Annotated in this window: 17 protein-coding genes and 3 pseudogenes; 13 read left to right on the top strand and 7 right to left on the bottom strand. The window is 62.6% G+C overall.

Annotated features, from left to right (window positions below; translation table 11 throughout):
- Positions 1–73 precede the first annotated feature (73 nt).
- Both QO033_RS22485 and QO033_RS22480 read right to left on the bottom strand, forming a co-directional pair.
- Positions 74–2,575, bottom strand: coding sequence for a S8 family peptidase (locus QO033_RS22485; RefSeq protein ID WP_284483110.1), 2,502 nt, complete (start codon positions 2,573–2,575; stop codon positions 74–76).
- Complete coding sequence (locus QO033_RS22480) at positions 2,568–3,665, bottom strand: AAA family ATPase (RefSeq protein WP_082033241.1); 1,098 nt, start codon at positions 3,663–3,665, stop codon at positions 2,568–2,570. The genes QO033_RS22485 and QO033_RS22480 overlap by 8 nt, the downstream gene beginning before the upstream one ends.
- Before the next feature lie 553 nt (positions 3,666–4,218).
- Here QO033_RS22480 and QO033_RS22475 point away from each other — a divergent pair.
- Together QO033_RS22475 and QO033_RS22470 are read left to right on the top strand one after the other, a co-directional pair.
- Positions 4,219–4,383 carry a hypothetical protein gene (locus QO033_RS22475; protein ID WP_139267035.1) on the top strand — a complete coding sequence of 55 codons (165 nt, stop codon included), beginning with the start codon at positions 4,219–4,221 and terminating at the stop codon, positions 4,381–4,383.
- Positions 4,384–4,733: 350 nt separating this feature from the next.
- Entirely contained in the window at positions 4,734–5,072 is a 339-nt protein-coding gene (locus QO033_RS22470; RefSeq protein ID WP_131815027.1) for a hypothetical protein, read from the top strand.
- Here QO033_RS22470 and QO033_RS22465 read toward each other — a convergent pair.
- Genes QO033_RS22465 through QO033_RS22455 form a run of 3 tightly spaced genes read right to left on the bottom strand, consistent with a single transcriptional unit; the run spans position 5,054 to position 6,903 of the window.
- Entirely contained in the window at positions 5,054–6,094 is a 1,041-nt protein-coding gene (locus QO033_RS22465; protein WP_284483109.1) for a hypothetical protein, read from the bottom strand. The two genes, QO033_RS22470 and QO033_RS22465, sit on opposite strands and share 19 nt — an antisense overlap.
- 18 nt (positions 6,095–6,112) lie before the next feature.
- On the bottom strand, positions 6,113–6,565 hold the full coding sequence (locus tag QO033_RS22460; protein WP_284483108.1) for a hypothetical protein: 453 nt from the start codon (positions 6,563–6,565) through the stop codon (positions 6,113–6,115).
- A gap of 8 nt (positions 6,566–6,573) precedes the next feature.
- Positions 6,574–6,903, bottom strand: coding sequence for a hypothetical protein (locus QO033_RS22455; RefSeq protein ID WP_284483107.1), 330 nt, complete (start codon positions 6,901–6,903; stop codon positions 6,574–6,576).
- A gap of 215 nt (positions 6,904–7,118) precedes the next feature.
- Between QO033_RS22455 and QO033_RS22450 the strand changes: the two genes are divergently transcribed.
- The 3 genes and pseudogenes from QO033_RS22450 to QO033_RS22440 all read left to right on the top strand — a co-directional run bounded on the left by QO033_RS22450 (position 7,119) and on the right by QO033_RS22440 (position 8,761).
- A complete protein-coding gene (locus tag QO033_RS22450; RefSeq protein ID WP_284483106.1) occupies positions 7,119–7,640 on the top strand; it encodes a hypothetical protein in 522 nt (173 codons plus the stop codon).
- Between the two features lie 68 nt (positions 7,641–7,708).
- Positions 7,709–8,125: a hypothetical protein gene (locus tag QO033_RS22445; RefSeq protein ID WP_043870035.1), complete on the top strand. Its 417-nt coding sequence runs from the start codon at positions 7,709–7,711 to the stop codon at positions 8,123–8,125.
- Positions 8,118–8,761: pseudogene (locus QO033_RS22440) on the top strand (antitoxin of toxin-antitoxin stability system). The gene QO033_RS22445 and the pseudogene QO033_RS22440 overlap by 8 nt, the downstream one beginning before the upstream one ends.
- Positions 8,762–8,772: 11 nt before the next feature.
- Here QO033_RS22440 and QO033_RS22435 read toward each other — a convergent pair.
- Complete coding sequence (locus QO033_RS22435) at positions 8,773–10,317, bottom strand: Fic family protein (protein ID WP_284483105.1); 1,545 nt, start codon at positions 10,315–10,317, stop codon at positions 8,773–8,775.
- A gap of 235 nt (positions 10,318–10,552) precedes the next feature.
- Between QO033_RS22435 and QO033_RS22430 the strand changes: the two are divergent.
- The 4 genes and pseudogenes from QO033_RS22430 to QO033_RS22415 all read left to right on the top strand — a co-directional run.
- Positions 10,553–13,087, top strand: a pseudogene (locus QO033_RS22430) (strawberry notch-like NTP hydrolase domain-containing protein); the annotation flags it as partial.
- A 149-nt stretch (positions 13,088–13,236) separates the two neighbouring features.
- A complete protein-coding gene (locus QO033_RS22425; RefSeq protein WP_028095549.1) occupies positions 13,237–14,763 on the top strand; it encodes a tyrosine-type recombinase/integrase in 1,527 nt (508 codons plus the stop codon).
- Positions 14,760–15,671 carry a tyrosine-type recombinase/integrase gene (locus QO033_RS22420; RefSeq protein ID WP_028095548.1) on the top strand — a complete coding sequence of 304 codons (912 nt, stop codon included), beginning with the start codon at positions 14,760–14,762 and terminating at the stop codon, positions 15,669–15,671. The genes QO033_RS22425 and QO033_RS22420 overlap by 4 nt, the downstream gene beginning before the upstream one ends.
- Positions 15,668–16,672, top strand: a complete 1,005-nt coding sequence (locus tag QO033_RS22415) for a tyrosine-type recombinase/integrase (protein WP_028095547.1) — start codon at positions 15,668–15,670, stop codon at positions 16,670–16,672. The genes QO033_RS22420 and QO033_RS22415 overlap by 4 nt, the downstream gene beginning before the upstream one ends.
- 39 nt (positions 16,673–16,711) lie before the next feature.
- On the opposite strand, the gene QO033_RS22410 is transcribed toward QO033_RS22415, so the two are convergent.
- Positions 16,712–19,153 (bottom strand): TOTE conflict system archaeo-eukaryotic primase domain-containing protein, encoded by a 2,442-nt coding sequence (locus QO033_RS22410; RefSeq protein ID WP_107818291.1) that lies wholly within the window; start codon positions 19,151–19,153, stop codon positions 16,712–16,714.
- Between the two features lie 232 nt (positions 19,154–19,385).
- Between QO033_RS22410 and QO033_RS22405 the strand changes: the two are divergent.
- The 4 genes and pseudogenes from QO033_RS22405 to QO033_RS22390 form a co-directional block, all read left to right on the top strand.
- Positions 19,386–21,179, top strand: a pseudogene (locus tag QO033_RS22405) (strawberry notch C-terminal domain-containing protein); the annotation flags it as partial.
- On the top strand, positions 21,179–22,225 hold the full coding sequence (locus QO033_RS22400; RefSeq protein ID WP_284483104.1) for a DUF7146 domain-containing protein: 1,047 nt from the start codon (positions 21,179–21,181) through the stop codon (positions 22,223–22,225). The pseudogene QO033_RS22405 and the gene QO033_RS22400, both read left to right, overlap by 1 nt.
- A gap of 350 nt (positions 22,226–22,575) precedes the next feature.
- Positions 22,576–23,502, top strand: coding sequence for a DUF2493 domain-containing protein (locus tag QO033_RS22395; RefSeq protein ID WP_284483103.1), 927 nt, complete (start codon positions 22,576–22,578; stop codon positions 23,500–23,502).
- 46 nt (positions 23,503–23,548) lie between these two features.
- On the top strand, positions 23,549–24,073 hold the full coding sequence (locus tag QO033_RS22390) for a hypothetical protein (RefSeq protein WP_284483102.1): 525 nt from the start codon (positions 23,549–23,551) through the stop codon (positions 24,071–24,073).
- Positions 24,074–24,260: the final 187 nt, after the last annotated feature.

Genomic DNA, 24,260 nt, shown 5'->3' with positions numbered 1-24,260 from the left:
GGTCTTCCCCAATGCCGGCCAAAACCGACTCCTGCCCGAAGCGGGCAGTATGTCGTCTCAGTCGGGACAGGAATCAAACTTCGATATCGATACCGGTCTGAAGCAAGGCCGCGACTTCGGTCTGGATGGGCGTCATCAGATCGACGTCGACCTCCGGGGTCGCGATGCCGACAACGAGCGCATAGCGGGCCTTGCTGTTCGCTCGCCCCAGGGCTCGCCTTTCGCGCCACCAGCCCGAGATCGGGTAGACATAGAGGAGATCGCGCTCCACGAGCTCGACGGCGCTGCCCTCCCAGATATCCATGTGAATGGAGCCGGCAGAGATCGACTTCGGCCCGAAGAACCAGCCGTCGTTGTCTTCGTTGATCGGGCGAGGGTCGTTTTCGCCACGGTCATCCTTGTTCACCCGGCGCAGGAAATTCCCGTCGGTTTCGCGTGCCCGCTTGAGGTCGAAGCGCAACCCAAAAGACTGATATCGGGCAGGATCGATTGCGCTTGCAAAGCTTGGGTTCGGCTCGACAAAATATGAGAGCGTCACCTTGAGGCGCACAGGCTGGTCGCCTAAATCCTCAAGGACTTGTCGGGGCCAGGGCAGGCGGTAGACATGAGCATCCGAGAAGCGCACGCTGCCATTCTCGACCCGGAACGGTTGGATATATTGCTCGGCGACCAACGCAAGATCATCGCGGGCCGAAGCAAGGGCGCGCCGAAGATCCGGTACCCCGTATCCGTATTTTCTCGCCAGCGCCTTTCTGTCCGACTTTGACGCGGTCGCGTTGAATTCCGCAAGCATATGCGGCGTCCACCGGGCGCTGTGCACGGTCAGGGCGCGGATGGTTTCAGGCCAATACTCCGGGTGCTCAGCCATGATCCGCGTCGTAAGCCGTGCCGCTTGCGCTGTCGCTGCGCTGGTTGCCCAGAACGGTGTCACCGGATGCGGAGCGACCGATTTCGCTGTCGTCAGCACCGAGAGGGAAGGGAGCCCGGACAGTGCTTCGAGCCCCGATCTGCTTAGCGCGCGGTTTCCAGCTTCAAAGACGATCTCCGGCTTGATCGGCGACTGCCCCGCACGCCAAAGCGCGCTCGTCCGGCTGTAGGGACTGCGGTCCCCGGGAGGAGACCATCCGCGCCAGTCTCGGTAACCGGCTTCTGCGATTTCTGATTTCAGAGTTGTGCCGCCGACCGTCAGGACATTCCATGCCTGTGCGGGATCTTCTCCTGGAAACGCGTCGCCATCGGCGATGTCCTGGGCGCGTGAGCTGTCCGCGATGTTGCCGATCGCTTGGACGAAAAGGCGCCGAATATGGTCCGGGCCCTCCTCGATTGCGTCCACGCCCGCCGAGATCTGGTCGAGAGCAGAGCTCCAGGCCGTCGGCTCCGCTCCCGACCGGTTTTCATTCGTCACGGCCATGCAAAAGACCCTCGGCCGCTCGGCAGCCGATATCTCCGGAAGCGAGCTGGCGGAGGTTGTAATTGCACCATAGGAGCCGGGATCATTCTGCTCGAAGCCGTCCGGCGGAAGGATTTTGACGGACTCGAGGCGATGCGCAAGAACTGGACGCGACGCATCTCCCAACGGCATTGTCAGGTCGCCGTGGAGTGCCAGCCCGGCCATTCCGGATCCATGCCCGCTGGGACTATCATCATCCACCCCCCAATCAGCATGCACAGCGTGCATGTCACCGGGAGCCAGGGCAGGTTCAATCAGCGGATGGCCGCGGTTCACACCCGTATCAAGGAGGCACACCGCGGGCACGTCGCGGCCTGGCCAGGTGATCCTTTCGGCCAGATCATCCACGAACGCGTTCGCCATCTCCTCGAGTTCATCCGTGAATACTGTCGGCGTATCGCTCGCCCGCCGGATTTCGGAAATGCCTCCCGTTGAAAACAGCAGCATCTCGATCGCTGCTCTGCGCCCATGCACCGGAAGAACCACGACTTCGGGGAAGTGCAGCCAGTTGTCTTCGCCCCCGACGGTCAGGCCGAGCCGCTGAGCGCTTGCCTCGACACGTTCGAGGCGGTCGGCAAAACACCACAAGGCCCACCACATTTCCGCCTGCGGATCATCGGGCAGAGCCAGGGGATCGTCGCGCCAGAACGTTCGCAAGCGCGCGGCGCGGATATGCTCGACAGGCTCGACGCGGGACTTCTTCGGGGCCTCGGCACCTTCGTCTACTTCCGTAAAGGCGTAATCCCTGAAAACCGCCTCAAAGACATCTCTGGTTTCGTCGGGGACGAAGAGGGCGATGCGACGGGCGCCTGTTTCGGAAAGTGTGACGGCGCCCTGGCGTGTCCCCTCGCGCGTCTTCTCCAGCGTGGTCGGTCCCACAGAGGGTGCGAGCTCCACCTCAAGGTAGACGCCGTCGGATGCCGGAGTTCCCTCTGGTGCCCCCAAATCCTCTCTCCCGAGATCAGACGCCTCGAAGGCGGCTTCCAGTTCGCCGACAATGCGCTGGCCATGTTCCTCACGGATACGCTGAAGCGGCCGTTGACGGGCGTTACTGCCTGGGGACTTGTAATTGCGGATAGTCGAGAGACCGCTCAGGTCGATATGTCGGTACTCGTAGTCAGCCAATGTGCCCCTGTTCTTCAGAGAACACCGTTCTCATAGCCTGGCGTTTGCGAAGCTCGCGCGTCAGATCGGCGGTGGAAATCTGATTTCGTTCTGAAAGGATTGCCGCTTTCACGGCCTCTTCTGCCGCATGGACAATCTCCGCCTGACTGAGGCAGGTGGCCGCGGCAACAATGGTTTTCCAATTGATCTTGGGATATTTCATCGGCGACAGATGGGCCTTGATAATGGCGCGCACTTCATCTGCTGATGGCATCTCGAACTGCAGAACTTCATCGAAGCGCCGTAGTAGCGCGCGGTCGAGAAGAGAGGGATGGTTCGTGGCAGCCACCAGAACACTGTCGGTCGCAGAAGGCTCTTCCATGAACTGCAGGAAGCTGTTCAGTACCCGCCGCATTTCTGCGACATCATTCGTCGCCAACCTGTTGCTGCCTACGGCATCGAATTCATCAAAGAGATAAACACCTCTGCGCTTCTGCGCTTCGTCGAAAACAAGACGCAGTTTGGCGGCCGTTTCCCCCATAAAGCGCGTGATCAGGGTTTCGAGACGGATCACGAACAGAGGAAGATGGAGTTCGCCCGCGAGCGCCTCGGCGGTCATCGTCTTCCCCGATCCGGGAGGTCCGGCAAAGAGGAGGCGGCGGCTCGGTGTCTTCCCATGTTCCCGGAGCCAATCCCGACGCTGTTGCTGAAGCACAACCGCTTCGAGATGACCTTTCACATCTGCATTCAGCACCACATCGGCAAGATGGATCTGCGGGTCCCGCAGATCGAGAAGGCTGTCGAGGTCTCCACGTGGCCGAGAAAAGGCGATCGGGACAGACGCCCGCGTCCCGCGCTGTGAACGTGCGGCATCTACTGCCGCACGGATATCCTCTGCGGTCGCACGGTGTCCCTGGCGGGCTTCACCAGCCGCAACCTGAAGCGCGATGGAGAAGAACTGTTCTTCATCGCCTTCCGCCTGGCTTCTGAGCATCGCCAGTATCTGTTTTGCATTTGACACCGCGTCGCCCCAGTCGTCTGTCTTTTCGTCGAATCCTAATTGAATCTCGCGGTTTTGGAAAGATCGGCGTGATCGAAACAAGTCGCACATGGGCATATTTGTTGTGCCCGCAGGTGCGCGTTGCGGGGCTTTGCCCGGCGGATCGCTCTGTATTCAGATCATTCGAGCGCTGTGACCTGGCCTCCAGAACCACTGTCGCACCACCGCCCATCAAGCGGTCAGGTCGCATGACCGTCATGCCGTGTACAGGGGGCGGAGAGTCACGCGGCGGCTCCAGTTCCAACTTCACCATGTCCCCGTCATCCCATCAAGGCACGTGCCATGGGTTCGGTCCCATCTCCGGCCTGTAACGCAATTCCTCTGTTGATGCTGCGGTAAGGGTTGGCCGGGCGAAGCATCTGCAAGGGGAGATCCGGCACCTGTCGGATGCAAGACACCACCCCCGCTTCCATTCGCTAACCTTGGTCTGATCCGTCTCTTTGACAATCAACCCATGAAGGGTCGGCTTACGCATGCGTGCCGCCCTCGGGGCTTCGGAGCCAGTCCGAACGCCCGAGGGTGAGTGCAGATCCGGTCAGACACGTCGGGCGCCTGGTCAGCGCGGGGGATGGTCCCCCGCCTCCAGTGACAGGAGCCAATCCCGATGTCCTATGCAGATGCCACCGCTTTCGCCGCCAGCCTCGCCACCACTCTGATGGTCGTGATCGTCGTGTTCCAAGCCGGGGACGGAACCCACGGCGCCATGCCGGCCGATGAGTTCGACGGCGACGAAGACATGGTGAAGCTGGAACTGGATCCTTTTGAATGAGGCGCGCAAGCGCCTCATTCACCCCCTCCGGCGCATTGCCCCCGGACCTCGGCGCCGCGGCCTCTCAAGGCGCCTGGAGTTGCTAGCCTCAGAACCGCTGAGCCACCTATGATCCAGGCACGATTTTCAGAGCGCTCTCAGGCTGTTGCAAAGGTTCTGGGCAACAGCCCCGATGAGGGGGGCGTTGACGGTCACGAGGCCTTTCGCGGCCTGGGTTGCTGCCACGCAGATAGGGGATAGAGGAGGGACTTGGGCATTCCAATGCGTCCCCCGCGCCGTTTCCTGACAGCTGGAAATGCGGTCGTGTTGCTGCTATTGATGCCTCGTATTTTCAGTGAAAGGGCAGAGGCATGAGTCTGGGTGACCGGATTGAATTTGCAGGCGGTTCTTATGAGGTGCGAGGCATGGTGGACGGACGATACGTCGTCCGGGTCCGAAATCGGGACCGCAACAAGGAAGTATACAAGGTTTGGACCGAAAGCGAGCGGAACGATTTTGATAAGGTGCAGAAAAATCGCGCCGACAACGCCGACAGGAACGCGCAAATATACGAACGCAACCTTGCCGGAGAGACGAAAGCAAGCCTGGCGCGGGAATTCAGCTTGAGCCCCACCAGCATCGGGCAGATCTGCGCCAAACAGGCACGAAAAGAAAAATCTGGGAACATCCGTCAGTCAAGGACCCGATAACCTCCGTCACGTTCCCATTTCACGATATCAAAGTCTTTTGGAACATCCATATCGTAATAGCTGAACTCAGATGCCTGCTTGATCCACTTATATTGTGCGCGGGTGAACCTCAGCATCATGAGGTTTTCCCGAATTTCCAAATGGATCTGCTTGATATTGGCATTGCGTGCGAAGGCCGCAGATACGAATTCCACTGTGCGATAGCCCGCACCGATAGTCCGGGCGCTGCCGTCCGCTTCCCAAAGTTGCTGGCGCATCGCCGGGCCGTAAGCGTCTCGCATGATGGGCAGCAGCTCCATCTGTTTGCGGACAAGCAACTGCCGGAACTTCTGGCGCTTCTGCCGGGCTTCATCGTTCAGATCCAGCGCGTTGCCTTCCTCATACAGCAATGCCCATGCACCGATGAGCAACAGGCCGGTGTTGATGGTGGCAACGTCGCCGGTATACTTCGATGTCTGCACGCCGGGGATAGAGGCAATCTCCCGGTCCAGTTGCTCGATGTAGCTGGCAACCTTAGCTGCCTGTTCGGCTTGGCGTGTTGCCGCAACTTCCTCCGCCCGCGCCGCGGCTGCGGCTTCAGCCTCAGCTTTTCGGGCGGCGTCCGCAGCCTCAACCTCGGCCTTGCGCGCCGCTTCTGCCTCAGCGGCCTTCGCCGCTTCTATGGCGTAGCGTTCGGGAGCCAGGTCTTCCAACTCCGAAAGCCACTTGGTTTGGTCGCGATCTTCAAGTTCTGCCAGATAGGCGGCAGGGTCCGTTGCCCGCCGATCAGCCAGGCGCTGCGTATCCGACACGAGGCCATAGGACGCTGCAGTGGTCAGAAATCCGACAAAGAACGCGACGGACGCGCTGAATGCGCGGTGCCCCAAGTGAAGTTGGGGTAGAGGTTTGAACACCGCCACCAAAGGTATTACGAGGAAAACCAGCCCGACCCATACCCCAATTTTCGGCGCAACCGTTGCAAGGATCATGCCCGCGATTGTCAGGGCGACAACAATGCCGAATCCTTTCAGAAAAGCTTTCACTTCGACGCCCCTTTCAGATCACGGGTTATAGAGCGAGAACACCCCGCCTTCGAACAGGTACCAAGCCGACTTCCGCGCCTCGTTCGTGACGAATGGATACATCACATGCCGCTTGGCTGGGTTGCCGCCACCCTCACAAGTGATGCGGTGAACAAAAAGGGTTTCGCTGCTTAGCGTCATTTCCTCGCGAAGCGGCAAGAACAATTCAAATTCGGGATTGGTGAAAAAGGCGTCATTGTCATACGGGGTATAGGAGGAAGACTGACCAGCATAGTCGCAGTTATAGAAAACGCCTTCTGCGTATCCGCGATTGAAGGTCTGAGACTGACCGATGACACTTTGCGGGTCGATAAACCACGCTTCGCCGGTGAAACCGACAACCGACCAACGGGTGTCTATGAAGTCAGCCTGCGCTGGGGTGAACAGGAGAGCACCGAATGCGGCGGCCAGGATTGTGGAAACTGGTTTCATAAATATTCTCAGTATTCAAAGGAACGAGGCGATCTCGCGGCATCGGTTTCCATTTCGATGCAGCCTTGAAGGATACTATAAGACCCACCGCTAACCCGCGCGACCTCATCGCAGTAATTGCGCGAAGTGCCGGACAGTTGTGACCAAACGGGTTTCAGGACGTCGTAAGCCTGCTGCTCCATATCCATGCAGCCGTTACGGATCATCGCGGATCCACCGCTAACATCCGCGACTTGTTGGCAGTAGCTTGCAACATCGTAACGGGGAATGGTCTGGGCCTGTGCCGGAATGCCAAAGCACGCAAAGTACACCAGAGAAATAAAACCCACTCTGCTCAAGATCCGCTCCAAGTAAAATTTACAATATGTGGCCACACCATAGCGCGAATGCAATCATACTATCCAGATGAAACAGGCCTCCTGCCGGCTTCGTCCTGAAGGAGGGGCGCCCCCATTGGTGCCGCCGGACAGAGAGAGGCAGAGAAGGGAGGGGGCTCCGTGACGGATTGAAAGCCGGGGGAGAGGCCTCCGGCGCCCGTCGCGGAGATGTCCAGATGAACGCACTTACTTCCTGTTTTCCGGCCAATGCACTGCCAGCAATGCTCGCAGACGCCGGCCCCTTCAGCCTGATCTGCGTCGGCGAAACCTTGGTTCATGATCCCGACCTCGGCTCCTGGCCAGTCCAGACCACCGTCCTCCTCGGTCGGTTCCGAGAGCTTGACGAGGCCATTGGGTGTGCCGCGCGTCGGGGCCGCCCCGGCGGGCTTCGCGCGGAAGACATGCCGGGTTTCACCCCGAACCTGCTGGTGCTTCAGGACCACCAGCAACGGTTGTGTTTGGCAGGACGGATCACATCGGCCGGCTTGATCTGGTGCGCGCCGGTCGCCTCCGAGGCGGAGGCGCGGCGTGTGGTGCAGAAGGCCTGTCGTCTCCGAGGGCAGGCGATGGCAGCCCAGGATCGGGGCGAATACGAGACAGCGTGTGATCTGCGGCGCGATGCCACCGCTCTCGATGCCCGTCTGGTCGACCCGGCCTGGCGGGGTGTCGTGCAGATCGGTCGGCTTCAGGCCGCCTGATTCCTCATCCGCCTTCCCATCCCCTTCGCCCGGCCTCGCGCCGGGCTTTCGCATTTCAGGAGCCTGATATGGCCGACTATTTCACCCATTTCTCCTGCCTGCTTGACGTGGGTACCCCCGAGAATGCTGCCCGCGCGCTTGATCTCTACAACGCGCTCTCGAATGAGAGCGCCGCTGAAGATCCGCCCTCGGACGGCTTCCTGCTCTCTATCCAGCCAGAACATGGTGGCACTCAGCTCTGGATGCGTGATGACGTCACCGGCGATCCCGAGCATGTCATCCAATTCGTCAAACGCTGCGCGAAGGAGTTCGGCCTGACCGGCCTCTGGGGGATGCAATACGCCAATAGCTGCTCGAAGCCGCGTGTGGACGGGTTCGGCGGCGGGGCGCATGTCCTTGATCTCGCCACCGGAGAGACGGTGGACTGGATCTACACGGACGGCTGGCTTGCCATCGTTCTCGACGGAGGCGATCCCTATGCCTGATATTATCGAAACCATCGTCTACCGGTTTGAGGAACTTTCCGAAACGGCACGGGACAAAGCCCGCGCCTGGTATCGCGAGGGGGCTTCGACGATGACTGGTATGATGCCGTCTATGAGGATTTCCAGCGCATCGCGGAGATCCTCGGCCTCGACCTCAAGACCCACGCCGTCCGGTTGATGGGCGGCGGCACACGGCAAGCCCCCTGCATCTGGTTTCGCGGCTTCTGGAGCCAGGGCGATGGCGCCTGCTTCGAAACCTTCTATGCCTACCGCAAGGGCGCCCCGGGCCGGATCAGGGACTACGCGCCGCAGGATACCGAGCTGCACCGCATCGCCGATGCCCTGCAAGCGGTCCAGCAGCACAATTTCTACCAGCTTCGCGCCGAGGCCACCCATCGCGGCCATTATTACCATGAGTATTGTATGGCGATTTCGGTCGAGCGTGACAGCCCGAGCTGGCAGGACATGACCGCCGACGCCGAGGAGGTGGTTATCGAGGCGTTGCGCGATCTCGCCCGCTGGCTCTACCGCCAGCTCGAGCGCGAATACGACTATCTGTCTTCGGATGACGTCGTCGATGAGACCATCATCGCCAACGGCTACACCTTCACTGAGGCCGGCCAGCGGTTCGGGTGAGGTGCAACGCCTCAGAACTCCTCCTGCAACTCCGCATAGATGGCTTCGATCCGGTCGGCCTCCCCGTCGGTCAGAGCGGAGAACTCCTTCGCTCTGGCACGTCCGGAGAGTCTGCCACCGTTCTGGTGCAGGAAGCGAAACAGCAGGTCGAGCACGCGGTCCGGCATGTCGATCAGGCCCGAGACGCGGGACTTGAAACCGTCATAGGCACGCAGGAAACGGGTCTCTGTTGGCAGGTCATGGTCGATTGTCTGGGCCACGCAGGCGAAGAGGAATTCGGCATGGGGCGTGGCATCGAAGAAGCGATAGAAATCGCCGGTGTCGTTCAGAACCTCGACGTTCCCGCGATCGGTTGGGCGCCAGCTGACATGGGGCAGCAGTCGACGCGAATAGCTCTCGAGGACCTGCCGGTAACCCTCGATCCGTTCGAGGATCACCGCTGACACCGGAAAGACCAGCCCGGGCGGATTGAAGCCGCGTGCAGCAAGCACGTGGTGGATCAGGTAGCGATGAAGGCGCCCGTTGCCGTCCTCAAACGGATGGATATAGACGAAACCGAAGGCGAGGCCGGCAGCCGCCAGAACAGGGTCGAGGCTCGGGGCAATGTCGCGGTCGAACGCTTCGATCCCGGCGATCAGCGCGGGCAGGTCTTCATGCCGGGCGCTGACGTGATCGGGCAGGGGGGCGCCGGTCGCGCGGTCGTGCTCGCCAATGAAGCCGCCATCCTGCCGCAGGCCCAGATGGACGAAGCGGGCATCGCCGATGACGATGCGTTGCAGGCGTTCGAGTTCTGCCCGGTCGATCGGATGCCGCCCGGCTTCGCCGATGATCTGGCCCCAGCGCCGGATGCGATCCTGGGGCGGGTTCTCGCCTTCGATCTGGAAACTCGACCGTGAATCCTTGAGCAGCAGGAAGGCTGCCGTGCGCGCGAGCAGATCGGCGGGCACCTCGGCCAGCACCGCGCGGGCCTCGGCTGCCAGATCGCGGGCGATGAAGGCCTCGATTGCCGCTGTGCGGAAGATCATCGGGCAAAAATCCGGTGTGCCGGGCAGGTTGTTACGGACCCGGTGGCGCGGCGAGGGGGTACCCTGTGTTTCCCATTGGAGCTTGGCATCGACCACGGGCGCATAATTGCCGCGCGTGGCGTCGGGCAGATTCAATTCCGCGCCGAGGAGCCACTCGTAAAGGAACCAGATCCTGCGCGCGTAGCTGCCCGTCGGGGCAGCCTCGACAATGGCCTGGATCGGCTCCGGGCCGGTTGCCATGAACAGCCGCTTGAGAACTGCTAGATCCAGCCCCTCGTAGCGCAGCGCGAAGGTCAGATGACCGATGAGGCTCGCCTCGGGTTCATGGCGGGGTGTGTAGAGGCGCCAGCCGTCGGCCGCGTAGACCTTGTGACGTGGGCCGATGGCGGAAAGTGTCCGGGGCAGGGGCGTTGCGAGCGCATAGGCATCGATCAGCGCAGCATAGCCCGCAGGTGTGGCCTCCTCGGGGAGCCAGCGCTCGTGAAAAACGGTTACGGCACCTGAAAACGGATTCCTTTGCGCCTGCTCCATGAAATTCAGATCTCAGCCATGATGATTGGTTTCAGATCTATGTATCTCATGAATATCAATTCTAATCAATCATGCCTCGCGAAAGTTGATGGCGGAGCGCTGTCGCCGTCAAGTCTGCGAGGTTATGGGGCCTATGATGAAGAGTTAGAGAGGTACCGGGACAGGGTGAGTCCGGGTGGTTGAGAGAGAGCGCCGTCCGGGTCCTCCCCGTTCCCGCTCTCCGAGGTTCCCCGACATGAATATCTCATCTCCCGTGACCGATCCGGTCACGCCGCTGGCGGCTGCGCCAGCGATCCTGGCCGCCGCCAATCTCCTCCTTCCCCATCTCGAACGCGGTCAACGCGTCAATACTGTGGACCTCCGCAGTGCCATGGAAAGCGCTTTCGGCGCCTCCGACGCCAGCGGCGCGTGGGACTGGAAGCTCGCCTATGAGGCCTGCGAAGTCGCCACGGTTCTGTTCCTGCGCAAATACGGAAAGGCGCTTTTCCGCAAAGCCGGTTCTCCGGTTTCCCGGCTCGATGCTATGGCGAAGATCGCGGGCCTTCTTCCGACGCAGACCCGCCGCTCCGAGGAAAGCCAGAGCTTCCAGCAGTTCAGCACGCCTCTGCCTCTCGGTCTTGCCGCGCTGGCGGCGGCCGCGATCACGCCTGATGACGTGGTGCTGGAACCCTCGGCCGGCACCGGCCTGATGGCGATCCTGGCCCAGACCGCGGGCGGTTCGCTGATCCTCAACGAACTCGCCGAGACCCGTGCCGATCTTCTCTCGTCCCTCTTTCCGGCCTTTCCCGTCACCCGGTTCGACGCCGCCCAGATCGACGATCATCTGGCCCCGGAGGCCGTGCCATCCGTTGTGCTGATGAATCCGCCATTCTCGGTCATGGCCAATGTCGAGGGACGGATGGCGGACGCTGCCTATCGTCATGTCGCTTCGGCACTGGCCCGGCTCGCCCCCGGCGGACGGCTGATCACGATCACCGGCGCCAACTTCGGACCGGAAGCTCCAGCCTGGCGCGATGCCTTCATGCGCTTGCAGGTTCGCGGACGTGTGGTCTTCACAGCGGCCATCGATGGCGCGGTCTTTGCCAGGCATGGCACCAGCATCGACACGCGGCTCACCGTCATCGACAAGTTGCCCGCCGACGATCCGTCCGTCTTCCCGGCCTCGGCAGGGATCGCGCCTGATGTTGCCACGCTGCTCGGCTGGATCGAAAGCCAGCTTCCGCCGCGCTTGCCGGTCTCGCTGCCGAAGGTCTCTTCTCCCGTGCCGGCGGCTGCCCCGAAGACCGTGCGCTGTTATCTCGCTCACGCCGCAGCGTCCCGACCCGCCGCTGCACCAGCGTCCGATCCCGCGGTGGTGGAGCTCGAGTATGAGACCGTGGACTGGGCGCCGCCCGAGGGCGCGTGCCTGTCGGACGCGATCTATGAGGAATATGCGCTGCAATCGCTGCGCATTTCTGGCGCACAGCCGCATCCGACCAAACTGGTGCAATCGGCCGCCATGGCCTCCGTCGCACCTCCGAAGCCCTCCTACCGACCGATGCTGCCCACCGACATCCGTACCCGGCTTTCCGACGCGCAGTTGGAGACGGTGATCTATGCCGGGGACGCCCATGCCGATCACCTCGCCGGCGCCTGGACTGTGGACGAGCATTTCGACAACGTAAGCGCCGCTGCCGAAGGCGCCGCCGACGCTGTCCGCTTCCGCCGGGGCTTCATGCTTGGTGACGGCACCGGCGCTGGTAAGGGACGCCAGTCCGCCGCCATCATTCTCGACAACTGGCTGCGCGGGCGCCGCAAGGCGGTCTGGATCAGCAAGTCCGACAAGCTGATCGAGGACGCGCAACGCGACTGGTCGGCGCTCGGAATGGAGCGACTCCTGGTCACGCCTCTGTCACGCTTCCCTCAAGGCGCAAAGATCACGCTCTCGGAAGGCATCCTTTTTACCACCTATGCCACGCTACGCTCCGATGACCGCGGCGAGAAGGTTTCGCGCGTGAAGCAGATCGTCGAATGGTTGGGCAGGGACTTCGAAGGGGCCATCATCTTCGACGAAAGCCATGCCATGCAGAATGCCGGAGGCGGCAAAGGAGACCGCGGCGACATCGCCGCCTCACAGCAGGGTCGCGCAGGCCTGCGGCTCCAGCATGCCCTGCCGGATGCGCGCGTGGTCTATGTCTCGGCGACAGGAGCCACGACCGTTCACAATCTCGCCTATGCCCAGCGTCTCGGCCTCTGGCATGGCGAGGATTTTCCGTTCCAGACCCGCGCCGAGTTTGTCGAGGCGATCGAGGCCGGTGGCGTGGCAGCCATGGAGGTGCTCGCCCGCGATTTGCGTTCTCTCGGCCTCTATACCGCGCGCTCGCTCTCCTACGACGGCGTCGAATACGAACTGGTCGAGCACAAGCTCACCGACGAGCAGCGCCGCATCTATGACGCTTACGCGGCCGCGTTCGCCGTGATCCATGGAAACCTGGACGCGGCGATGGAGGCGGCCAACATCACCGGCAGTGAAGGCACGCTAAACCGGCAGGCCAAATCCGCAGCGCGGTCGGCCTTCGAGAGCACCAAGCAACGCTTCTTCGGGCATCTGCTGACCTCGATGAAGACGCCGACGCTGATCCGCTCGATCGATGCCGATCTCGAGGCGGGCCATGCCGCCGTCATCCAGATCGTCTCCACCGGCGAGGCGCTGATGGAACGGCGGCTGGCAGAAATCCCCACCGAGGAATGGAATGACATTTCCGTCGATGTCACGCCGCGGGAATACGTCTTATCCCGAGCTCCGGATAAGACATAATATGCCGCGTCAGCATTATGCTGAGTTCGGGGCTTCAAGCTGTTGTTCTGGTGATTCATTTTCAGGTTTCCGCTTTGGATAATCATGATGCCTCTGCTCTCAACCGCAGAAGGACATCTTCCATGAACTCCCCCTCGAACTCTCCGCTCGCCGACCGGGCCGGCGCCGACGAACTCGCTCTGGTCCGCGCCTATTTCGCGGACAATCCACGGCTTTCGGCAGGCGCGCTGAGCGCCGCCCGGCATTTCCTGAAGTGGGCACGCGCCCGGAAGATCCCGATCAGAGATTTCGATGCATCAGCGGTGGACAAGTTCTTGCGCCATCGCTGCCGCTGCGGCCGCTACAGCCCTGCGCAACTGCGCAAACCTGTCTACGCCACCGATACGCGCAGGTTCCTGAGCTATCTCGAAGCCACCGGTTTGGTCATGATTGCCGATGATGTCGCGCGGCTCGGGCAATATCTGGAGGCCTATGCCGGGAAGCTCAGCGCCGCCGGTTACAGCAAGGTGACGCATTCGATGCGACTGAGTCAGGCGCGCCATTTCGCGGAATGGGCGCGGCAGATGCGTGTTTCGGTTCGTGGAATCGACGAGGCCATCATTGTCCAATTCGCGCATCATGATTGCCGTTGCGGGATCAAGACCAAGCGCGGTAAACGGGTCGAGGGTTCCGGCACCTGGGGTCGTCGTCGTGGCGCTCGTGCTTTTGTCCGGTTCCTGCGGGAAGAGCGTCTGATCCCCGCAGAAGCGCGTGACTGCATTACCGCCTACGATCCGCGCCTGACCGAGTTCTCGGAATGGCTGCGCCGCGAACGTGGGGTGACGTCAGAGACTCTACGGCGTTATTTGAACGAAGCCGGCCGCTGGCTGGAACGCCTGGGCGCAACCCCGAAGGATTACAACGCGGCGGCAATCCGGTCTATCGTTCTGGATCAGGGCGAAGAGCGTTCCCGATCATCTGTGCGCATGACGGTCACCGTGCTGCGCTCCTTCCTGCGATTCACCATCGTTCAAGGTCAATGCTCCCCGTCGCTTCTCCATGCGGTGCCACCCGCTGTTCGGCGCAGGCTTTCGACCGTCCCGCGCACCATACCCACCGCGAAGATCGAAGAGATCATTGCCTCCTGTCGCACCGATACGCCCGTCGAGATACGGGACCGTGCCATTCTCCTCCTCCTCGCCCGGTTGGCCCTGCGCGCGGGAGACATCTGGCAACTGCGGCTGTCCGATATCGACTGGCGCGCGAGCCGCTTGCGATTGCACGGCAAGGGTAGACGCGGAGAGATGATGCCCCTGCCGCAGGATGCAGGCGATGCGCTGCTGGCCTATATCGAGGATGTGCGTCCGGTGGTCGCCACGGACAGGATTTTTCTCCGAACCCAGGCACCGTTCACTCCGCTGCGATCCGCTGCCGAGATCGCCGGGATCGTTTCCCGTGTCCTGAACCGGAGCGGTTTTACTGGCTTGCCGACCGGCTCACATGTCTTTCGCCATTCGTTGGCGTCGGCCTGGTTGCGCGGTGGTGCGGATCTTGACCAGATCGGTGTCGCCCTCCGCCACACCTCGCGCGATACCACCGCGATCTACGCCAAGGTTGATGTCGAGATGCTGGCCGGCGTGGCTCAGCCATGGCCGGGGTGCGCATCATGATGCATCACCATGTCGACCGCTTCGTCCAACTGAATCGTGCCCTTGGAATGAAGTTTGCCGCGCAGGAGACATCCTTGCGCGCCTTCGCGGATTTTGCCGCGGAACGGTCCATCACGCACGTGACGGCGGCGTTGATACTGGAGTGGGCCGGTGGCGCATCGACGCCGGATGCCGCGCGGGCCCGGTTTGATCGCGCTCGCGCGCTGGCGGTGTTCCTGCATGCGGAAGATGCGCAGCACGAGATTCCGACTATGGGTCTGCTGGGCCGTTCACGACGCCGGCGACCTGCTCCGCATATTCTGACGCAGGACCAGATCAGTCGGATCATGCAGGAGGCGCTGCTGGTGCCCGGCCTGACGCCGATCAGCCCTCTGACCTACCACAACCTGTTCGGGCTGCTTGCCTCGACAGGCTTGCGGATTTCGGAGGCTTTGTCCCTCCGGCGCGACGACCTGACGGAAGATGGTCTCATGATCCGGAAGGGAAAGTTCGGCAAGAGCCGTCTCGTGCCCATACATGCCTCGACCCGCGCCGCGCTGGAACGGTATCTCGAAGCCCGCTGTATCGTGCGCAATGCTGGCGACGATCTTTTCGTTCTGGGTCATGGCCGCGCTCCAACGGCGACCAGGGTTTACGTGGTCTTTGTTCGGATCGTGCGGAAGCTCGGCTATCGCAACCCGACAGGTCCCGGCCCCCGGGTGCACGATCTGCGCCATACATTCGCGGTGCGATCTCTGGAAGCTTGCGGGAATGACCCGCAGGCTGTCTTGCGGCACATGAAGGCCCTGAGCACCTATCTCGGCCATGTCGATATCGCCAACACCTATTGGTACCTCGAGGCCACGCCGGTCCTGCTGCAGATGATCGCGTCGACCGCCGAAGAGACCTGGATCGGAGGTGCCGCATGACCCCGCTCGCTCCCGACCTTTCAGCCTTCCTGCAAACCCACCTCCCGGGCGAATGCGGAGCAAGCCGACATACCATCGCGGCCTATGCGCATGCATTCACCCTTCTCCTGCGGTTCGCCGCCGAACGGCTCAAGCGTTCCCCTTCGGAACTTGCCATCGAAGACCTTGATGTGCAGATGATCAGGGCGTTCCTTGACCATATCGAGGAAGGGCGTGCCAATTCCGTCCGGTCCCGCAACGCGCGGCTGGCGGCAATCAAATCGTTCTTCCGTTTTGTCGAACATCGCCACCCGGCATGTCTTGAGCAGGCAATGATGATCCGGGCCATGCCGATCAAGCGGACAGATGCCAAGCTTATCGACTACCTGACCAAGGAAGAAGTCCGCGCCTTGCTTGCCGCGCCGAACCACCACACGCCGGGCGGTTTGCGCGACCGGGCGATGCTGCATCTGGCCTATGCCGCGGGGCTGAGGGCGTCCGAACTGCTCGCGGTGCGAATGGGCGACTTTCCCGCAGGGTCGTTTTCCAGCGTGCGGATCCTGGGCAAGGGGCGGCGGGAGCGCATCCTGCCGCTCTGGAAAGAGACCCAGGCCGCCATTCGCACGTGGCTGGCCGTCCGCCCAGGCGATGCGGGGCCGGAGTTATTCCTGAGCCGCGACGGCCGCAGGATGACGCGGGACGGGTTCGCCTTTAGGCTCAGGCAACACGTGGCGACCGCCGAACGCTCGGCACCCTCGATTGCCGCCAAGCACGTGACCCCCCATGTGCTGCGGCACAGTTGCGCCATGCACACGCTTCAGGCCACCGGCGATATCCGCAAGGTCGCGCTCTGGCTCGGCCATGCTAGCATCCAGACGACGGAGATGTATCTGCGCGCGGACCCGACCGAGAAGCTCGCGCTCTTGGATGCCCATCACGCCCCGCTGATCAAGCCGGGTCGGTTCCGGGAACCCTCGGACAAGCTAATGCAGGTCTTGGCCGTCGCCACACAGAGATCCTGACCGACCGGGCAGAATTGGCGTCCCGCTTTCGGCGGGGCGCTATTCCATCACATAGCCAAGGGCCCGATAGCCCGTTCGTCGCTTGGCGGCCATTCTGGACAGGACGGGCACCGAACTGTCGACATAGTCGACCACCAGCACGTCTTTCTTTTCGTCATGCCGCCGATGCAACCTGCCGACATATTGCGCCAGCGTGCCTTTCCAGGCGATCGGCATCGTCAGGAACAGGGTGTCGAGCCGGGCGTCATCGAAGCCTTCGCCGATATAGCGTCCTGTCGCGAGGATCAGCCGTTCCTCGTCGTCATCGACATTCAGCGCCGCATGCGCGGCCTTCCGATCCTTTGCAGACATGCCGCCACGGAGCACGACGATGTTCTTCGCAAATCGGGAGAACCGCTGATGAAGATGCTCGAGGTGATCCTTCCGCTCGGTCAACACGATCGGCGAGCGTTTGGCCTCCAGTGACTTCAGCACGTCGTCGAAGATCAGATCGTTTCGGGCCTCGTCCTCCGCCAGAGCGGCATAGATCGCGGGCATTGACGGGCGCTCGGCCATGGCGAGGGCCTCTGGCAGCCGGAATCTCGTGTGACGTTCCCGCGCCCGATGGTGAATGCCGCTTTCGGCGGCCTGTGATTTGGCGCTCACTTGATGGCGCACCGGACCGCATTGCATGAAGATAATCGGGTGATGCCCGTCTTTTCGAGCGACCGTTGCCGACAATCCCGTGACATAGCGCGCCTTCGATCTGCGGGCCACAAGCTCAAAGCTTGCAGCGGACAGGTGATGGCATTCATCGACAACGAGGTGACCGTAATCGGCTACGACGTCGTCAACTTCGCCTTTGCGAACCAGGCTCTGGATCAGCGCCACGTCGACCACACCGGTGGGTTTGCGCTTTCCGGCGCCGATGGTGCCGATCTGCTTCGGGTCGATCTGCAGAAAGGACCGAAGGCGCTCGACCCATTGGCTGAGGAGTTCGCGACGGTGGACCAGAACTAGCGTATTGCGGGCACGATGTGCGATCAGCGCCGAGGCCACGACCGTCTTGCCGAATGCAGTCGTGGCGGCAAGCACGCCGGTATCGTGTTCGGCCAATTCGTCAAGCGCTCGCGATTGCTGCTGGCGAAGTTCGCCACGGAAGTGAACCGTCCCCGGCAAGCGGGTTCCGTCTTCGCGCAAATCGTCCAGATCGGCTGTCGCACCGTGATCGGACAGGAACCCGATCGCTTCGTCGAAGCTGCCGCGCGGCAGGGCGACGTGTCGGGGATGCAGTTCGGCACAGGACACAATTCGCGGCTTGCCGAATGTCGGCAACCGCATCGCCTGCGCACGATAGAATTCAGGGTTCTGGAACGCGGCCAACCGCACCAGTTGGGCAATCATGGCCGAAGGCAGCTCCGAACGGTCGATATAGATCTGGTCTGCGACCGTCACCTTGATGGTCGGTGGAACGGGAACATCGAGGCGGCGCGGCGTGCTGCGGCGCGAGGGGGGCATTTTCCAGGGTTCGTCCGCCTGTTCGTCATCCACCGGCATGCGGACGCCCAACACCCGCCCGGAAAGCTCTGCCGCTTCGACAAGGTCGGTCACCGCCGCCGCCGACATTCTCGGCAGGGAGGACAAATAAGCCCACTGATCGGCAAAAGGCCGCATGTCCGTGTCTACAAAGACGCTGTTGCCCGTCTTGCGCGCAGTGTTCTGGAGCGGCAGTGCGATCAGATTCCCGAAGCCGCCGAGCGGCATGATATCCTGGTTTGGAAACAGCCGGTCATAGGAAGCAAAGCCGATTTCCGGCCGCCTTTCCATCGTTTCCGTGATCAGGACCGACCCGAGCTGGCGCGCCAGACGGGCGGCGACCGGTTCGGAGAAGAAGATCCAGACATGACCTCCGTTCCCCGACCTCGATCGTTCCAGCGCTGCGGGAACTCCCTTCACCCGGCAGGTTTCGAGCAAGGCATTCGCGTCATCCGTCCAGGATGCCTTGTCAAAATCCGCCGCCAGGAACCAGCATGTATCACCGGGCAGCAGCGGATAGACGCCGGCGACAAAATCTCCGCTTCGGCCATCATCACCGCGCAGGTGTTTTTCCATGATGCTTTCGTCCGGCGGGATGAACTTCTGATGGGGGCATTCGCCACATTTGACCTTCGGCTTGCCGCAGATGCCCTTCACCCATTCGTTGGCACAAGCAGGCGAATATCCTGAGCGACCGGTCTTCCTGTTTTCCCATCGCACCGGGAATACGTCAGGCCGACCGGCGAACAGGCGGCGGAACAGATCAACCTTTTCGTGCGACGGCGAGGCATTCGTGACGGGGGCGTTGTCGAAGGAAGGCTGTTTCACTGCCAGCGCATGCTCTGCAGCGAGGTGAGCCTCGAGTGCCACCATCTTGCGCTGAAGCTCACGCTGCTCGGCATCCAGATCTGCCAGACGCGCTCGAACCCGCGCCAAGTCCGCCTCTATGTCGCTCTTTTCAGCCACCCGCGATTTCCACCCAGTCTCTTCCGTCCCGCCCAGCATAAAGCGCGGAAGAGACTGGCGTAAGAAGGTCTGCATGGCAGCCGAGCGGAGAGTTCGAGGGGGAGTTCATGGGGGATGTCCTTCTGCGGTTGAGAGCAGAGGCATCATGATTATCCAAAGCGGAAACCTGAAAATGAATCACCAGAACAACAGCTTGAAGCCCCGAACTCAGCATAATGCTGACGCGGCATATTATGTCGGCTCGTATTTGCAGCATTCCTTCCCGGTGCAGCTCTACGAACCCTTCACCGACAGCGAAGGCAATCTCTCCTCGCGGCCCGTGTTCCGCGATGGTCAACCGGTCGAGAGCCGCGAAGCCGTGGCGCGGCGCGATGAGATGCTGGAGCAGCTCGGCTCGTTGCCGCCGGTTCCGGGGGCGCTCGACCAGATCGTCCAGCGCTTCGGCACCGATCTGGTGGCGGAGGTTACGGGGCGGTCCCGGCGCATCGTGCGCAAGGGCGATGGCGCATCGGCCCGCCTGGTCGTAGAGAGCCGTGCGCCCTCCGCCAACCTTGCCGAGACTTCGGCCTTCATGGATGACCAGAAGCGCATTCTGGTCTTCTCGGATGCGGGGGGCACCGGGCGCAGCTATCATGCGGACCTTTTGGCGCGGAACCAGCGGCTGCGGGTGCACTACCTGCTGGAGCCGGGCTGGAAGGCCGATGCCGCCATTCAGGGGCTCGGGCGCACCAACCGCACCAATCAGGCGCAACCGCCGCTGTTCCGACCCATCGCCACGGATGTGAAGGCCGAGAAGCGGTTCCTCAGCACGATCGCGCGTCGTCTCGACACCCTCGGCGCGATCACCCGTGGCCAACGCCAGACCGGTGGACAGGGCCTGTTCCGGCCCGAGGACAATCTGGAATCCGCCTATGCCCGCGATGCGTTGCGCCAGCTCTATCTGCTGATCGTGCGCGGCAAGGTCGAGGGCTGCTCGCTTGAACGCTTCGAAACCGCCACCGGTCTGACGCTGATGGACCTGAACGGCATCAAGGACGACCTGCCGCCGATCACGACCTTCCTCAATCGCCTGCTGGCTCTGACCATCGAGTTGCAGGGCATCCTGTTCTCTGCTTTCGAACAGCTTCTGGAGGCCCGGATCGACGGGGCGATTGCCTCAGGCACCTATGACATGGGGCTGGAGACGCTGCGCGCAGAGAGCTTCATCGTCACCGACCGGCAGGTGATCCACACCCATCCCGGCACCGGTGCTGAAACGCGGCTCCTGACCCTGACCGAACGCAAGCGCAACCAGCCGGTCTCGCTGGATGCGGCGCTGGCGGAACTCGACGATCCGCGGGCGAAGCTGCTCGTCAACGAGCGGTCAGGCCGGGCGGCGGTGCAGGTCCCGACCACCAGCGTCATGCTGGACGATGGCGAGATCGAGCGCCGCGTCCGGCTGATCCGGCCGATGGAAGCGATGAACATGCCCGTGCGGGCGATGGGCGAGACCCACTGGGTCGAGATAGACCGCACCGGCTTCGCATCGACGTGGACCGCCGAACTGGCCGAGGTGCCGGAGTTCACCGACAGCATCCTGCATATGGTGACCGGGCTCCTGCTGCCGATCTGGAAACGCCTGCCGCAGGACTCCTCCCGCGTCTATCGGCTCCAGACCGACGAGGGCGAGCGCATCATCGGTCGCCGGGTCTCGCCCGCATGGGCGGCCAATGCCGCCACCAGCGGCGTCGCGACCAGCATCACGCCGGACGAGGCCTATGCCGCGCTGATCGAGGGCCGGACGATCTTCGATCTCGCCGAAGGGCTGCAACTGCGCCGGCCCCGCGTCATGGGCGCGAACCGGATCGAACTGACCGGCTTCACCGATACCATGCGCGATCGGCTGCGAACCTATGGTCTCTTCAGCGAGATCATCTCCTGGAAACTGCGCTTCTTCGTGCCGGTCGGCGGATCGGGGCCGGAGATCATCGGCAGACTGCTCGACCGCTTCCCGGTCGAGCGCATTTCCGAGCGGGAGGCCGCGTGATGGCACGTCTCAACGCTTCCGAACTGGCGCAGCGTCTCGGCCGAGAGGCCGAGGCGGTCTGCCGCCACTATCTCTCGAATGGGCGTAAACAGGGCAATTACTGGCAGGTCGGCGATGTGCAGAACAGTCCCGGCCGCTCCATGTTCGTCCGTCTGACCGGGCCGGAGTCCGGCAAGGGCGCGGCCGGCAAATGGACCGATGCGCAGAGCGGCGAGCATGGCGATCTGCTCGACGTGATCGGCGAAAGCCTCGGCCTCATCGACTTCGCCGACATCGCCGAGGAAGCCCGCCGCTTCCTCAGTCTGCCGCATCCTGAACCGGAGTCATGGTCCCGCACGTTCCGAACACCGCCAGCACCATCCGGATCGTCCGAAGCGGCGCGTCGCCTCTGGCACATGACCCGGCCATTGATCGGCAGTCTCGCGCAGACGTATTTACGCGGACGCGGCATTACGGATTTACGCGGAACCGCAAATCTGCGTTTCCATCCGAATTGCTACTGGCGACCCGAGGGCGATGGGCCGACAGAAACCTGGCCCTCCATGATTGCCGCGGTGACCGACCTCAACGGCAGGATCACCGGCGCGCATCGCACCTGGCTCATCCGCGACGGCTCTGGCAAGGCGCCGCTCGATCCGCCGAGGAAGGCGATGGGCGACCTGCTCGGAAACGCCGTCCGGTTTGACGAGCCGCAGGATGTGCTCGCCGCAGGCGAAGGCATCGAGACCATCCTGTCGCTCCGCCAGGCCTTGCCCACGATGCCGATGGTCTCGGCACTTTCCGCCGGACATCTCGCCGCCATCCTGTTCCCGCCGCATCTGCGCAGGCTCTATATCGTCCGCGACAACGATCCGGCAGGCGACGGCGCGCGCGATGGCCTGGTGGTCCGTGCGCACGAGGCCGGGATCGAGGCGATCACGCTCTCGCCCATGCTGGGGGATTTCAACGACGATCTCGTCAGCCTCGGACTGGAGGCGCTTCGGGCGCAGATCCGGGTGCAGATCGCGCCCGAGGACGTTGTCCGCTTCATGGCCCTGACGCCATAGCCGGCACGGGGGCCGGGATCGGGAAGCTCTGATCCGGTCATGCGCAGTGGGCTACATCCTGTCATCGGCAGGAGGACCGCGCCTTGGCCTTCTGAGAGGGCGAGCGGCCCACAAGCGCTCCGGCCCGGCAATGGCGGCGCCCAACTGATTTCCGTCGGCGGCCCGCCACCCCACGCGACAGGTCGCGTGGGGACCCCGTCTCCCCCGCCTTTACAGCGCGAAACAAATCAGCCGGGCTTTGCCATCAAGGCCCTGAGCCAAAGGGCTCGGGCTGCCCGGCCGGAACGCCCGTGGGCTTGTCGTCGCCATGAAGGCCGCGACGGTCGCGGTCCAGCCGAAGGACTCATCCCATGTATGCCCATGACGAATACGAACCCGATCACGGCATGTCCCCGACCGGCCATGTCATCGAAGACCTCGAACTCTATGGCTACCGTCCCGCCGAGGACGAGGCCGATCCCCGGATCACACCCGAAGACGACGCGATCCGGGGCGCAGTCTCCGACATCTTCGACGCCCTGATCTCCACCATGGCCGACACGAGCCTCGATTCCGACCTCGACGAGATCCTGTGGTCCACCGTCAACACCTTCCATCGTGCCGTCGAGCGGACCGAACGCAAACTCGACGACAACGAGCAGGCGCAGAGGCGCCTTCAGCGGGAACAGGACGGCAGCGAGGTCAAATCCGTCCAGCTCGAAACCCTGATCGGTATCGGCCAGAGCCTGATCGAGCGCCGCGACAGCATGGAGACCTTCCGCGAGACCGCCGCCGACCTCTACCTGCGCAGCACCGGCACGCCCTGGTCGCCGCGCTCCGGCTCACGGGTCAACCATCGCCAGATGACCTCGGCCATGATCGACAGCCGTGACTTCATCGCCGCAAAGCGCAGGGCCGACAATGAGGTGCTAGTGCCCTCCGGGCCGAAGATCGCCTTCTCGGGCGGAGAGACCACCGATCACCGGCTGATCTGGGACAGGCTCGATCAGGTTCATGCCAAGCACCCCGATATGGTCCTTCTTCACGGCGGATCGCCGAAAGGTGCCGAACGCATTGCGGCCACCTGGGCCGACAATCGCAAGGTGCCGCAGGTCGCCTTCAAGCCAGACTGGGTGAAACATGCCAAGGCCGCGCCCTTCAAGCGCAACGACCGGATGCTCGATACCATGCCGATCGGGGTCATCATCTTCCCCGGCTCCGGCATTCAGGAGAACCTTGCCGACAAGGCTCGCAAGATGGGAATCCCGGTCTACCGCCTGGCGGAGGGCAGCGCGTGAGCGCTGCCAGCAATCCATCGCCACCATGCCCGGCAGAACTCTCGCCATGCCGGGCGATTTCATGCTATGTTCGCCTTGCGCCATGGTGGTGGTGGAAGGCGCGACCGTTCCAAGTCAAACGGGAGTCTCCACCATGATCGTTCTCGGAATCCTTACATCTTTCGCGGCCATTGCGGGCCTGTGCTGGTTGGTGTTCAACCTCGCGGTCTTCGCCCTGCCGTTCCTCGTCGGACTTCATACCGGCATTTGGGCCTATGGAACCGGCGCAGGCTGGTTCGGTGCAATCCTCGTCGGCGGCTTCGCCGCAGGGTTGACGCTTGCCATCGGTCAGGCGCTGATCCTGCTCGTGCGCCCGCTCTGGGCGCGGTTTGTCATCGCGCTGATTTTCGTGGTGCCGGCGGTGCTCGCCGGCTTCCACGCCACCCTCGGGATCACCAGGGCCATGATACTCTCGGAGACATGGCAGATAGTCTTCGCATTCATCGGCGCTGGCGCCGTTGGCGTTTCCGCCTTTCTCCGCATTGCCGGTTCGGCTTCTGAGCCTTCGGACAGCTCTCCCGTGAGCGCCTGACATTGCCGACGATCCGATGAGGCGGGGCCTGATCAGTGCTGGACTGCCATCCCAATCGTCAGATTCCCGGTATGGGGTGGTGTGCGGATCGGCATGAGACCCGCGTCGCGGCCCGTGGCCGTGCGGTGGTAATGGCGGACCGTTCGAGCGGCAAGTCGCACCTGTGATTGCGGGGGGCACGTCGGGC

Origin of the sequence: Pseudodonghicola flavimaris, from assembly GCF_030164425.1 — a bacterium.
GTDB classification, from domain to species: domain Bacteria; phylum Pseudomonadota; class Alphaproteobacteria; order Rhodobacterales; family Rhodobacteraceae; genus Pseudodonghicola; species Pseudodonghicola flavimaris.
The sequence above is the reverse complement of the archived record's forward strand: the minus strand, read 5'-3'. Positions and strand labels throughout refer to the sequence as shown.